The organism is Bacteroides clarus YIT 12056, from assembly GCF_900129655.1.
Taxonomy (GTDB): Bacteria; Bacteroidota; Bacteroidia; order Bacteroidales; family Bacteroidaceae; genus Bacteroides; species Bacteroides clarus.
The window spans coordinates 535362-548930 of sequence record NZ_FQWK01000001.1 but is presented as its reverse complement, the minus strand read 5'-3'; the positions used below and the strand labels follow the sequence as shown (position 1 = coordinate 548930).

Annotated in this window: 10 protein-coding genes; 7 read left to right on the top strand and 3 right to left on the bottom strand. The window is 41.0% G+C overall.

Features of this window, described 5'->3' with window-relative positions:
- The first annotated feature begins 124 nt into the window (after window positions 1-124).
- The 6 genes from BUB52_RS02010 to BUB52_RS01985 are packed head-to-tail and all read left to right on the top strand — an operon-like array spanning window position 125 to window position 9445.
- Window positions 125-2812, top strand: coding sequence for a DUF4493 domain-containing protein (locus BUB52_RS02010; RefSeq protein WP_009123245.1), 2688 nt, complete (start codon window positions 125-127; stop codon window positions 2810-2812).
- 10 nt (window positions 2813-2822) lie between these two features.
- Entirely contained in the window at window positions 2823-4055 is a 1233-nt protein-coding gene (locus tag BUB52_RS02005) for a DUF4493 domain-containing protein (protein ID WP_009123244.1), read from the top strand.
- A 6-nt stretch (window positions 4056-4061) separates the two neighbouring features.
- Window positions 4062-6278 (top strand): DUF4493 domain-containing protein, encoded by a 2217-nt coding sequence (locus BUB52_RS02000; protein ID WP_083554534.1) that lies wholly within the window; start codon window positions 4062-4064, stop codon window positions 6276-6278.
- On the top strand, window positions 6271-7008 hold the full coding sequence (locus BUB52_RS01995; protein WP_009123242.1) for a hypothetical protein: 738 nt from the start codon (window positions 6271-6273) through the stop codon (window positions 7006-7008). The genes BUB52_RS02000 and BUB52_RS01995 overlap by 8 nt, the downstream gene beginning before the upstream one ends.
- Window positions 7009-7019: 11 nt before the next feature.
- Entirely contained in the window at window positions 7020-7835 is an 816-nt protein-coding gene (locus BUB52_RS01990; RefSeq protein ID WP_009123241.1) for an outer membrane beta-barrel protein, read from the top strand.
- Window positions 7836-7837: 2 nt separating this feature from the next.
- Window positions 7838-9445 (top strand): PCMD domain-containing protein, encoded by a 1608-nt coding sequence (locus BUB52_RS01985; protein ID WP_039951128.1) that lies wholly within the window; start codon window positions 7838-7840, stop codon window positions 9443-9445.
- A gap of 17 nt (window positions 9446-9462) precedes the next feature.
- On the opposite strand, the gene BUB52_RS01980 is transcribed toward BUB52_RS01985, so the two are convergent.
- Window positions 9463-10395 carry a metallophosphoesterase gene (locus tag BUB52_RS01980; RefSeq protein ID WP_083554533.1) on the bottom strand — a complete coding sequence of 311 codons (933 nt, stop codon included), beginning with the start codon at window positions 10393-10395 and terminating at the stop codon, window positions 9463-9465.
- A gap of 107 nt (window positions 10396-10502) precedes the next feature.
- On the opposite strand from BUB52_RS01980, the gene menA reads away from it, so the two are divergent.
- Window positions 10503-11414 (top strand): 1,4-dihydroxy-2-naphthoate octaprenyltransferase, encoded by a 912-nt coding sequence (gene menA, locus BUB52_RS01975; protein ID WP_009123238.1) that lies wholly within the window; start codon window positions 10503-10505, stop codon window positions 11412-11414.
- A 3-nt stretch (window positions 11415-11417) separates the two neighbouring features.
- Here menA and rfbB read toward each other — a convergent pair whose 3' ends face one another.
- Both rfbB and rfbA read right to left on the bottom strand, forming a co-directional pair.
- Complete coding sequence (gene rfbB, locus BUB52_RS01970; protein WP_009123237.1) at window positions 11418-12557, bottom strand: dTDP-glucose 4,6-dehydratase; 1140 nt, start codon at window positions 12555-12557, stop codon at window positions 11418-11420.
- A 54-nt stretch (window positions 12558-12611) separates the two neighbouring features.
- Window positions 12612-13484, bottom strand: a complete 873-nt coding sequence (gene rfbA / locus BUB52_RS01965) for a glucose-1-phosphate thymidylyltransferase RfbA (protein ID WP_009123236.1) — start codon at window positions 13482-13484, stop codon at window positions 12612-12614.
- Between the last annotated feature and the right edge of the window lie 85 nt (window positions 13485-13569).

Here is a 13569-nt window from a genome sequence, read left to right as displayed (position 1 = left end):
ATGTCCCATTTTTCATTTATCGCTGTAAAATAGAGCTTTACACGGTTATTTTATTGCCAAAAAACAGTATCTTTGCGCCCAGTTTCAAGTTTTAATAGGTAAAAAAGATAATTAAGTATTGTCAATGGGCAAAAAATACACAACTATTTTAACTCTGTTTGTCATAATATCAGTTTTATTCGCGGGATGCGAACAAGACGAAAGACATGCTACAGGTTATGGCACAATGAACATACAACTATCCGCTAATCCAAGCATGATAGAAGTAGGCAGTTCATCCGATACACGCGGTCAATCCGATAAGCAATCGGCTATTACGACCACCCGTATGGAAGAAGTACCGGAAGCGTCATCATTTTCATTATCTTTATCCAATGAAAAGGCAGAAGTGAAGCATTGGGATTCTTATGCAGACTTTAAAGAAGGAGAGAAAATAGCTATTGGCAATTACACGCTGAAGGCCTACTATGGTGACGAAAAGAAAGAAGGTTTTAATGCTGCCTACTATGAAGGAAGTACAAATATCCAGATCCTTGAGAATCAGAATACCACTGCTGACATCACCTGCTACATAGCCAATGTACAGCTTACCGTGATTTGTTCAGAAGCTGTTCAAAAGTATTTTACAACATTTGAGATGCAGGCCCGTTCAAACACCGGCACAACTATTGATATTGCAAAAGACGACCAACGTCCTGTCTATTTAAAGCCCGGCAGTTTACAACTTGAAGCAAAAGTAAAAAAACAAAATGGTATAGGACAAACTTTAAGACTACTGGATATTGATGAGACCGAAGCACGCCAGCACTACATTATTCAAGTCGATGTAAATGGTGGTGATACGGGAAGTGGAACATTGAACATTACCTATAATACCGTCAAATCCGAAGAGGTTGTAACAATAGATATTTCGGACGCATCGCTCAATTTAAAAGCTCCGGAATTTACTGCGCAAGGTTTTGATAACGGTCAAACTATTACCTTACGTGAAGGTTCTCAACCGGAATCAATGAAAGTTACTTTAAATGCCCGTGCAGGTATCAGAGAGTGTGATTTACTTATAGAATCTCCTTATTTGAATTCTGAACCAGTAGGAATAGATGGTTTAGTGAAGCTTGTGCCTACAAGTGATGCCGCCAAAGCGATGAAACAGAAAGTAGTAGACAAAGGACTACGTCTTCTCGGACTGGAGGATGGAAAGATAGAACGGTTGGCATTGATTGACTTTACACAATTAATAATGAATATGGTATGTACCGGAGATAATGACGAATCCAGTAAGTTTACCCTACGTGCAGTGGATAAACGAGGTGTAGTACATGAAACGGAACTCTCCTTTACTACTACTTTGCAAAGCAATCAATTCTCATTCCCTGCAATTGCCAAAACGGTACTTATTGGAAGCACTGAAGCCGAAGCAGAAATTAACCTCTTAACATCCGGCATTACAGGAGAACAGGATGTTAATAATGTTATCTTTGAATACAAAAATGAAGCGAGCGAATGGGTAAAAGCTACCACCGAATGGGTAAGCGATAATACAGAAGAGGTCAAAAAACATAAAGTAAAAATCAAGAAGTTGCCCGAAATACATAGAAACTTAGTAGTACGCGCACGATATGGTAGTAAAATTTCTGAAGAACAGACATTGAGCTACCATATACCAGAATTTACTATTACGGCTGATGAGAATGACATCTGGGCACGGAAAGCAACTTTACAGGTAAAAGCTAACACAGTAGAAGCTCAAAATGCAGTACTGAAATATTTAAAATTGACATACAACGGTTCTGAAATATCAACTACGCGAAAAGGAAATACATACTTGTGGAGTGGATTAGAACCTGGAGTTACATATACCATAGTCGGAATATGCAATGAAGGTGGAGAGGTTACAAATAATGTAGAATACTCCTTACTAACAGAAGCAAAAATACAGTTGCCCAATCCAACATTTAACGAATGGACTTCTGGACGTTACAACGGGACAACTATAAATAAAGGTGGCCCATGGGCAAAACGAGGAGCTGGATTCGATTTTTCTGGATATACAACAACAGAAGAATATCAAAAAACAACATTAAGTGTAAATACGCCTGTAGCATGGGAAAATGTAAATGAAAAAACAATGCCAAATTTAACAGGAAATGCTGTTAATACTTGGTATATTGTACCCTCTACAGATAAAGTCATAATTGATGATAACACATATGTAAGAATAAGGAATGTAAGTTGGAGTGGAGTAGGAGGCGATATTTCCCCATTAGGTAGTATTGGATATTTTATAAATAAAAACGAATGTTATGCCAGTTTTCCTGGATTTGAACAATTAAATACTCCATCAATAACCTTACAACAATCTGCAGGTCGATTATTTTTAGGTTCTTATTCATATCAAAACGAAAAAGATATAGTAAATGAAGGATATCCTTTCTTTAATCGTCCTTCTCAATTAAAATTTAAATACAAATATACATCCAAAACAAGTGGGCTTACCACCGACAAAGGATATGTAAGAATTATGCTACGGAAAGGTTCTAAAAGTATATTAAAGGATAAAGAATATCTTGAATTAGATTTGGATGAAACAGCTAATATATTAACAAAAACTCTTGATATCCAATACCCATCAGTAGGATGTGAAAAACCAGATAATATATGTATAATGTTTTGTTCTTCTATTGGTGGAAAAGATTGGTTAACGAGCGAAGAAAAAATTGATAATCCAAGTGTTACAAGCCCAGAAAGCAAAGCTCAAGCCTGTGTTACCGGCTCCGAATTATATATTGACGATATTGAATTAATCTATTAATTATATAGATATGAAGAAACTATACACCTTTTTTTATTTATGCTGTATTCTAATCAGTTTTATTGCATGTGATAGAGAAAAAGTAGAATATACAGAAGGAGGCGATCCTCAAATGGTGGATATACGTTTAAAAGAACTTTTAAACGTACAAGTAACAGAAGCTCCTACAGCACGTTCTGTTACAAATACCGATGAATACATTGTTTCATTATACACAAAAGACAATAGTTTAGTAGAATCATGGACTTATAAAGATATGCCGGACTTAATCAGTGTATTATCCGGTGATTATTATATCAAAGCAATGTCCCATCAATTAAAACAGGTGGATACGAAAGCATATTTTGAAGGGACTTCGGAAGTCTTCAGTATTAAGCCAAGTGCTATTACAGAAGTAAAACCGATTACATGTGAAATGAAAAACATAAAAGCGGTGGTTACTTTCGATGAAGCCCTTAAAAAATTTTTGGGGACAGATGTTACCGTTACCATAGTTGTTGGAGAGAACTCCCATACTTATTCAGATATTGAAGAGGCCATCAACAATCCTATCTATTTTGCACCTGCAAAAGGTGAAATTACAGTGGTCTATGTAATCTTTGACGGTACAGTGGATACCTATAAAGAAAACTTTACTAAAACATACTCTGCGACATCAGGCAGTGCAGTGAACATTAACTTTACATTAACAAATGTGAGTGAAGATGTTATCGAAGATTCCGGTTTGGTATCTTTAAAAATGAAAGTAGATTTAAGTGTGACAATTATTGATAAAAATTATAACATCATAGCTGGTGAGGAAACAATCCCTGATGATGAAGATGAAGAAGAAGATAAAACTAAGCCTACTATTACAGGGCGTGGTTTTGATATAAAAGAAGCCCAAAAAGTTCCTTCCAGTGGCCAACTGACGTGTGTAGTGGATATTACTGCTTCTAATCGTTTGACACATTTGTATGTGACGATTGACTCGGAAGTTCTTACCGAAGACGAATTGGCCGGAGTAGGCTTGAAAAAGAGCTTTGATCTTGCTTATCCGGAAGAATTGCAAGAAGGATTAGGTAGTTTAGGATTCCCTGTTGCAGATCAGGTAATCGGACAGAAATCATTAGAATTCAATATTACAACTTTCGTTCCATTGCTTGCCGGTTTAGGTTCCGGTACGCACAAGTTCATAATCAAAGCAGTTGATCAAAACAACGTGGTAACAGAAGAAACGTTGACATTGATTACCGGCAACTAATAAAATATGAAAAAGCTATTTTTATATATCTTATTATGCGTTCTATGCTGTCTGACTTCTTGTAGTGAAGAAGAATTGAACGGCAATGGAATTTTAGCCTTATCGGTTAAGATGGGGGCAAGTGTTCCTTCTACTACCCGCACTCTGCCAACGCTTGATGAACTCAATAACGGCTGTGTCGTCAAACTTCGTAATAGCGATAGTAAACTAATCCGGGAGTACGAAGGAATCAGCACTGTACCTTCAAGTCTAGAATTAGTCACAGGCATGTATACAATAAGCGGGTCAGCCGGCATCAAAGTAGATGCGGCATATGATGCACCTTATTATAGTGGTTCTATGGACTTTGAGATTAAACGAAATCAAACGACCCCCATTACTCTTCCTCTCTATGTACAGAACACTGTGGTAACCACAGCTTATACAGAAGTAGCTGCTGCAAAGTTTAAAAGCAGTAAAGTAACCGTATCCATGTCAAGAGGAGCTTTGGAATTTGACAAAGAGCATCCGGAACTGACTGGTTATTTTATGCTTCCTACAGGAGAAACAGAACTGGACTGGAAAGTCGAAGCAGTGACAGTAGATGATATTTCCTACACTAAAGAAGGCACATTGAAAGATATAAAAATATCTACCAAATATACTCTGACTTTTGATTACGAAGAATTAGACCCACAAGATGGCGGTATGGCCATAACCTTGAATGTAGCCGAAGAGCCTATGTTAAAAGCATGGAATATAGGGATTAGCCGGCAACCTCGTATAGAACGATATGAAAATGGTGTTTTTCACTCCTTAAATGACCCTGTTAACTTTGCTCTTGACGATTCCGGAAAAGATGTAGACGTATTTGTTCTTACTACCTCGGAACTTAAAAGTTTAACACTAACATGCCCGGAATTTATTTCAAAGGTAGGCTTAAAATCAAGCTCTATTGACGTACTGACGATGGCGGATAATGTCAAAGAAACTATCAAAGATAAGGTTACTTTTGCAAATTACTATGACGAAGAGACTACCAACTCTATTGTTAAAATGACTTTTAAGGCTGCATTTTTTGCCGCTTTCGCAAAAAAAGAAGGAGAAGAAGACAAAGGGGGAGATTATCTGGTAGTTATAAAAGCAACCGATGCCAATGGTAAATATCGTACGGCAAATTTACGTATTTTAGTATCGAATGCTATTGTAACCACAGAATTGGTAAATGACTATGCCGTTTGGGCACATAGAGTTACAGTAGAAGCAAATGTCAACAAAACGGCCTATGACGCAGCGGAATCAAAAGATTTGGCTTTTGAATATAGAGTATTAGGCAGTGAAAATGAATGGGATAAAGCTGTTGCCACAATTGAAGAAAACAACCAAAGTAAAATGTCCGCACTTATCATAGGACTTACCCCTGGTACAACTTACGAATATCGAGCATGGTGCTCAGGTCAAAGCAGTGAATCGCCAACCTATACATTCACCACGGAACGAACAATCCAACTTAAGAACTCCAGCTTTGAGGATTGGTCGCAACCGGACAAGCCCCTACTCTTATACAAAAGTGGAGACGATATGTATTGGGATAGTGGTAACTGGGGGTCCACAACCCTGTCTGCTAACGATAATGTCACTACTTATGACGAGTCGTTGAGAGCACCGGGAACAACCGGCACACGTTCTATCAAGATGAAATCCGCCTTTGTCGGTTTAGGTTCTATCGGCAAATTTGCAGCTGGTAATGCCTTTGTGGGCAAATATATCAAAACTATCGGAACAAGCGGTGCGCAAATAGGTTTTGGGCGTCCACACGCTGCCCGCCCGGATAAATTAGTAGGATATGCCAAATACAATCCCGTTGCCATAAACTATTCCGATTTAGATTATGTAAAAAAAGGCGATATGGACAACGGATATGTTTATGTAGCTATTGGTGACTGGCCGGAAGACGGAACCGGTGACAATAATGTTCCATTTCTGGTAGACACTTCTGCTAAAAAGTTTTTCGACAAAACAGGGCCAAATGTCATTGCCTATGGAGAGATTATTTTCCCGGAAGCAACAGAGGGGGATGGTATGATACCTTTTGAAATAGAGTTAAAATACAAAGATACAAATCGTAAAGCCAAATATATCATTCTGGTAGCAACTTCCAGCCGATACGGTGATTACTTTACCGGTGGTACCGGTAGTACATTATGGTTAGACGACTTAGAATTGATTTATAATAATGATTAAACTAATAATAAAGTTTATATTTCTCATTAGCCTGCTATGTAGCATAATTCCGACAATAAATGCTCAGGGAATGAGAAATATAACGATGCATAAGTTTGTACCCAAAGGTCAATGGATCGTGGGCAGTTCAATCTCTTATTCACAGTCCGAACAGAAAGATTATAATTTTCTTGTAATAGAATCTGTGTCTGGAGATGGATACACTTTCAAAATCAGTCCATTATTATGTTATGCTTTTGCAGATAATATGGCTGCAGGCGGACGTTTCGGTTATAAACGTTCGCTGACCAAAATCAACCAGATGGATTTGGAAATAGGTGAAGACCTAAGTTTTAACTTGAACGATGTTTATTCTTTGAGCCACAGTTATTCCGGTATGGCTATGTTTAGAAATTATATCAGCCTGGGTAACAGCAGACGATTCGCTTTATTTGCAGAAACCCAGCTAACGTTTGAAGGCGGACAGTCTAAATTCATAAATGGTAAAGGAGATGATCTTACCGGTACATTCAGTAAAAAGTACAGTGTAGAGTTAGGAGTAGCTCCGGGATTAGTAGCTTTCATAAACAATTATACGGCAGTAGAAGTGAATATTGGTGTATTAGGTCTCAATTATGGGCATACCCGTCAGGTAACTGATCAGATACATATCGCTAATCAATCTTCCAGTTCCATCAATTTTAGAATCAATATATTCTCTATTGGAATGGGGATTGCTTTTTATTTATAAGAATACAGCCAATGAATACATATATCAGAATATTGTGTTGCACTTGCCTAGTCTGTCTTGCTTTTCCTTTATATGCTCAAACCGACACTTTAAGGATAGCAGATGACCATAAGATAACCAATGTATCAGATACAATCTCTGAAAAGAGATTTTTAGGAAGGTTCGACAGAGGAATTGTGAACCATTTGTTCGTGAAACGAAAAACATGGATGACTGGCTTAACCGTATCCTATGCCGGATACGACAGTGAAGATACTCAATTCTTATCACTATTGAAAGATTTTGATTGTAAAGCGAAGTTATTCACGATCAATCCTTTTGTTGGCTACTTCATTAAAGAAAACATTTGTATCGGTATTAAATTTGGATACCAAAACGTATACGCCAATTTAGGGAATATAAGTTTGGATATAGATGATGACTTAAGCTTCTCATTAAAAAACATGTCTTTTGACGAGCACTTGCTAAGTACCACCGTTTTCTACCGTTCATACGTAGGGCTGGACAGGGGAAAACGTTTTGGACTTTTCAATGAAACCTCTCTCTCATTCAACACAGGCAGTTCACGTTACAAACGTGGTAGTGAAGAAAATTTTAAAGATACCCAAACACGTATTCGTGAAGTACACATCGGATTAAATCCGGGAGCTACAGTATTTATTATGGAGAATATCAGTGCAGAACTTTCATTCGGAGTGGCAGGATTCAAATATAGGGAAGAAAATCAAACCACCAATGGAGAAAGTTCCGGTTGGAGAAAATCAAGTGGAGCGAATTTTAAAATTAATATACTGAATATAAGCATAGGTATTGTTGCATATTTATAATTATGAAGAGAAGAATTCTAAATATCAGCCTCATATTGATTTGTTTCCTATCTTGTATGCAAATCAATATTTCCTGTATCAGCAATGATATTCCCTACCCGGTCATCTCACTTCAGATACTTACATTTGAAGTAGAAGGACAGGAAGGAAGTACAATTATCGATAAGGTAACTCGTACTGTCACTGTACCGTTAAAAGAGACTATCAATTTAAAAGAGGTAGTAGTCAAACAGTGTAAGGTGACCGAAGGTGTAGAAGCTCCATTGGACTCTGCAACAGTTATTGACTTATCTTCACCCAAGAAGTATACTATATCTTTATATCAAGACTATGAATGGACAATCCAAGCAAGTCAGACAATTGAAAGAAAATTGACAATCAAGAATCAGTTCGGTAAACCTAAAATCAATAGCAAGACACATGAAATCACTGCCGAAGTTGCTAAAATGGCCAGCCAAAAGAACGTATATATATCAGATATCAAATTAGGTCCGGCCGAAATCTCAACCCAGACTTTCTTAGATCCATCAGGAAACGAGGTAGAGATTCCATTAAACACTGCCCTTGATTTTTCTTTTCCAAAGACCGTGATAGTACGCTACCATGACATTGAAGAGAAATGGACTATCTCCATATCTAGAAGTGATAAAAGTGTGGCAACCGGCGAAGCTGACGCATGGGTCAATGTGGCATGGCTTCATGGTAATGGTGAAGAAGGCGCCAACAATGGATTTGAATATAAACCTGCAGATTCTTCAGAATGGAAGGTCGTAGCAGCCGAAAATGTAAACGACGATGACGGAGAATTAACTGCACGTCTTTCAGGATTGAAGTCTAACACAACCTATGTTTACCGTGCTTATTCGGGTAGTGACTACGGAGAAGAAGTATCTTTTACTACAAGTGAACCCGTTACACTGCCGGGCGGTTCTTTCGACGAATGGCATCAAGTAGATAAAGTTTGGAATCCTTGGGCTATAAACGGTACTCCTATTTGGGATACTGGAAATAAAGGCGCCACTACAATGGGAGATAGTAACACTCAACCGACTGATGACACTTGGAATGGTAAAGGAAAAGCGGCCAGACTTGAATCCAAATTTATAGGTCTCGGCAGTATTGGCAAGTTTGCTGCCGGTAATTTATTCATTGGAGAATATATCAGAACTGAAGGAACGAATGGAGTACTTGATTTCGGGAAACCTTTTACAGCTCGGCCGACCAAACTAAAAGGACATTACAAATACTCTACAGCCCCAATATCTTATGTATCTTCCGGATATGAACATTTGAAAGAAAAGCCGGACACTTGTGCTATCTATATAGCGCTGACAGATTGGAAAGAACCTTTAGAGATACGTACCAAACCCTCTGATTTATCTGTATTCAACAAGAATGATCCGGGTGTCATTGCCTATGCAGAATTTTATAGTGGCGAGACAGTCACAGAATATAAGTCATTCGAACTGACTTTGGACTATCGGGACACAAGTCGGGTTCCTACTTATTTAGTTCTCGTTTGCTCTGCCAGTAAATTTGGTGATTTCTTTGTAGGTGGACCTGGAGCTTTACTTTATGTAGACGATTTCAGTTTAGAATACGATTACTAAATAAACACACCGTGTATTCACTCATAATGCATGGTGTGTTCTATATTAACAAACCGCCGCAGCGTTATCACCACCACCTCGCTCGGCGCAAACAAACGTACGTTCTTACGGGACGTACCGATACCATTAGTAATGATAATCGGCGTATTATTTGAGTTATACCTCAACCCGGTAAGGAAACGCTGCCCGTAACGAGACGGAATGACAGGAGCATACAGTCCGAATAAAGTAACCTGTCCGCCATGCGTATGTCCGGCAAGCACGAGGTCGGTATTGGTAACAGGAACATCCTCGGCATAGTCGGGAGTATGCGAAAGCAATATAACGAAGTCATCGGGAGAGAGCGAAAGCGTAGGCGACTGCCCGTTCTGTCCGAGGTTGAAAGGATTGCGTACTCCGGCTATCACAATCCGCCCACCGTTTCGTTTCAGAGTATCGGCTTTATGCTCCAGTAAGTGAATACCTTGACGTTCCATTTCCTTCAGGATATCATGATAACAAGCTTCATAATCATTGTTTCCAAGAACAGCATAAGTCCCCAAAGGTGTTTTCACAACTCCCAATGCCGCAATGACATCCGGAACATACTCACAACCTTCATGCAAATCACCGCCTATCAGCAGAGCATCGAGACGCAAATTATTCAGCAGGCGGGTTATATCCCTCAATCCTTTCTCCTTCAGCAAACTCCGGTAATGCAAATCGGAAACAAACCCCAGCCTGCATCCGTCGAACGCGGCAGGTACATCACGGTGTGTAAACTCATACTTCCTGACACGCTTCACATTCTTATATCCGGATGCCGAAGACTTGGACATCCGAATGGAATACTCTTCAGGGAGAGGTGAGGTAAAACTCTGCGTAGACCGACACGAAGAAAAGAACAGCAATCCCAAAACAGAAAAAAACAACAGGCTCTTACACCCTCTATAACACAACACCTGACCCATGGACTTATCTTTATTGTTTGATACAATGAATAATTTTACCCGAACAGTAGTGCAAAGATAACAAATCCTTTAACTATCTTTGTGGTATAACTTTCTAAAAGAACAACATGAAAGCAATAACGACCAACTCGTTCTACGCATGGATACTCGCCGCCCGTCCCAAGACATTGACGGGAGCCGTCATTCCCGTACTGATAGGCTCTTCCCTGGCATTCGCCGATGGAAAATTCGACATCATACCGGCACTGCTATGCGTATTGTTCGCCTGCGGCATGCAGATTGCCGCCAACTTTATCAACGACCTTTACGATTATCTGAAAGGCAGCGACCGTGCAGACCGCCTCGGCCCTGAACGCGCCTGTGCACAGGGCTGGATTACCCCCATAGCCATGAAACGGGGAATAGCAGGAACGCTTATATTCTCCTGCCTCATGGGTTGCGCCCTGCTGCAACAATGTTGGGGACGCTTACCCCACGGCGGCTGGGAACTGATACTGTTAGGGCTGCTCTGCGTAATATTCGCATTCTTATATACCACCATCCTCTCCTATCAAGGATGGGGCGACCTACTCGTATTGGTTTTCTTCGGCTTCATCCCCGTAGGCGGAACTTACTACGTACAGGCCCATATCATTACGGCCGACGTATGGGTAGCCTCGCTCATCTGCGGCCTGGTAATAGACACCTTACTGGTCGTAAACAACTACCGCGACCGGGAACAGGATGCTCTCAGCGGCAAGCGCACACTGATTGTCCGCTTCGGCGAACCTTTCGGCCGTTACCTGTATCTGGGATTAGGCATAGCAGCCGCCTTGCTCAGCCTGTGGTTTGTTTACAACGATAAAATAGAACCGCTTGCCTTCATTTGGGCTCCCTGTGTCTACCTGTACCTGCACGTACTGACATGGCGTAAAATGGCAGCAATACGAAGCGGTAAAAAACTGAACAGCATATTAGGTGAGACCTCACGTAATATGCTGTTCTTTGGCCTGCTGCTGAGCCTTGCCTTTATTCAGTAACTATTATTTCTTTCCGTACATTCTTTCGTAGTACTTCTGATAATCGCCGCTGGTCACCTCTTCCACCCAGTCCTGATTATTCAGATACCATTCGATGGTCTTAACGATACCGACTTCAAATTTTGTTTCGGGATACCAGCCTAAGGCGTTCGTTATCTTGGTGGGGTCGATGGCATAACGCTGGTCGTGACCTAAACGGTCTTTCACGAACGTTATCAACTCTTCGTTTATCCAGCTGATGTCAATCTGTCCGTCGGCGTCTTTCACTTGTTTTTTCAAGACTGCGCGATATTTCGGTTCTTCTTCCATCAGACGGCGGATAGTGGCGATAGTCAGTTTCACAATCTCCAGATTGGTCTTTTCGTTATGGCCGCCTACATTATAAACCTCACCCTCTACGCCTTTGCGCACAACGAGGTCGATGGCTTTGCAATGGTCTTCCACGTACAGCCAGTCACGTACATTGCTGCCGTCACCGTATACCGGAAGACTCTTACCTTCGAGGATATTCTTTATAATCAACGGAATCAGTTTTTCCGGGAAGTGATACGGGCCGTAGTTATTGGAACAGCGGGTAATGGTAACCGGCATTTTATAGGTATCATGATAGGCCATCACCACCATATCGGCACTGGTCTTAGACGCACTGTACGGGCTATGCGGACACAGCGGCGTATTCTCCGTGAAGAAACCTTCCGCTCCCAGCGAGCCGTAAACTTCGTCAGTAGACACCTGGTGATAGCGCACTCCGTTACGCCAGGTAGGATAACCGGATTCGTCCTTTCCCGTTACCCACGCACGACGAGCGGCATCCAGCAGATTCTGAGTACCCAGAATATTAGTCATAAGGAAAAGCTGAGGATTCTCGATACTGCGGTCTACATGGCTTTCTGCTGCAAAGTTCACCACATAATCGAATTTATATTTCGCAAACAGTTCGTCGGCAAGAATGCGGTCGCAGATATCGCCTTTAACGAAAAAACAACGTTCATCATCAATATCTTTGGCAACAGTACCCAGATTTCCGGCGTAAGTCAAGGCGTCCAATATCACAACTCTTATATCATCGTGCTTCGCCAGAATATACTTTATATAATTAGCTCCGATAAATCCGGCAGCGCCGGTTACAAGATAAGTCTTCATAAATTAAAAATTGAGAATTAAAAATTAAGAAATAGAGAAGTCACATGCTTCTTGTCAGCGGTACGAGTCCGCAAGTTCCATCAAATACTTGCCATATTCCGTCTTGCCCAGTTGTTCACCGAGGCGATGGAGCTGGTCTACATCTATCCATCCTTTGCGCCATGCTATCTCCTCGATACAGCTCACACGGAATCCCTGACGGTTCTGTATGGTAGCAACGAAATTGCTGGCTTCGAGCAGACTGTCACAGTTACCCGTATCAAGCCAGGCGAAGCCACGGCCGAAAAGCTCTACTTTCAATGTACCTTCTTCCAGATAAAGACGGTTGAGGTCGGTAATTTCATATTCACCGCGGGCAGACGGTTTCAAAGCGGCGGCTTTTTCCGTCACTGTGGAGTCATAGAAGTATAAACCAGGAACCGCATAATTGCTCTTGGGCTGTGCAGGCTTCTCTTCCAAAGAAATGGCCTTACCGTCGGCATCGAACTCCACCACGCCATACGCACGCGGGTCTTTTACATAATAACCGAAGATACACGCGCCTTTCTCGATGGAAGCGGCACGCTTCAACATGGCGGAAAAGCCCTGACCATAGAACATATTGTCACCCAGAATAAGGCATCCCGGCTCACCGTTCAGAAACTCCGCTCCAAGCACAAAGGCCTGTGCCAATCCGTTGGGATTCTCCTGTACCTTATAAGAAAAAGACATGCCAAGCTCCTCGCCCGTTCCTAACAAATCGCGAAACATGGGTAAGTCGCGCGGAGTGGAGATAATCAGCACTTCACGTATTCCCGCCAGCATCAAAGTGGAAAGGGGGTAGTAAATCATGGGCTTGTCGTAGACAGGCATAATCTGCTTGGAGATAGCCTTGGACAATGGATAGAGACGAGTGGCGCTGCCACCTGCAAGAATAATTCCTTTCATATTTCAGTTCTTTATTGGATTGACTTCAAATGTAGAATAAAATAAGAAGGAGGACAATGCCCCACGGCTCTCGTTGCTATTCAAG

Excerpts from the sequence above, each read along its gene's own strand:
- BUB52_RS02010 (WP_009123245.1), top strand. The coding sequence starts at position 125 with ATGGGCAAAAAATACACAACTATTTTAACTCTGTTTGTCATAATATCA.
- BUB52_RS02005 (WP_009123244.1), top strand. The coding sequence starts at position 2,823 with ATGAAGAAACTATACACCTTTTTTTATTTATGCTGTATTCTAATCAGT.
- BUB52_RS02000 (WP_083554534.1), top strand. The coding sequence starts at position 4,062 with ATGAAAAAGCTATTTTTATATATCTTATTATGCGTTCTATGCTGTCTG.
- BUB52_RS01995 (WP_009123242.1), top strand. The coding sequence starts at position 6,271 with ATGATTAAACTAATAATAAAGTTTATATTTCTCATTAGCCTGCTATGT.
- BUB52_RS01990 (WP_009123241.1), top strand. The coding sequence starts at position 7,020 with ATGAATACATATATCAGAATATTGTGTTGCACTTGCCTAGTCTGTCTT.
- BUB52_RS01985 (WP_039951128.1), top strand. The coding sequence starts at position 7,838 with ATGAAGAGAAGAATTCTAAATATCAGCCTCATATTGATTTGTTTCCTA.
- BUB52_RS01980 (WP_083554533.1), bottom strand. The coding sequence starts at position 10,395 with ATGGGTCAGGTGTTGTGTTATAGAGGGTGTAAGAGCCTGTTGTTTTTT.
- menA (WP_009123238.1), top strand. The coding sequence starts at position 10,503 with ATGAAAGCAATAACGACCAACTCGTTCTACGCATGGATACTCGCCGCC.
- rfbB (WP_009123237.1), bottom strand. The coding sequence starts at position 12,557 with ATGAAGACTTATCTTGTAACCGGCGCTGCCGGATTTATCGGAGCTAAT.
- rfbA (WP_009123236.1), bottom strand. The coding sequence starts at position 13,484 with ATGAAAGGAATTATTCTTGCAGGTGGCAGCGCCACTCGTCTCTATCCA.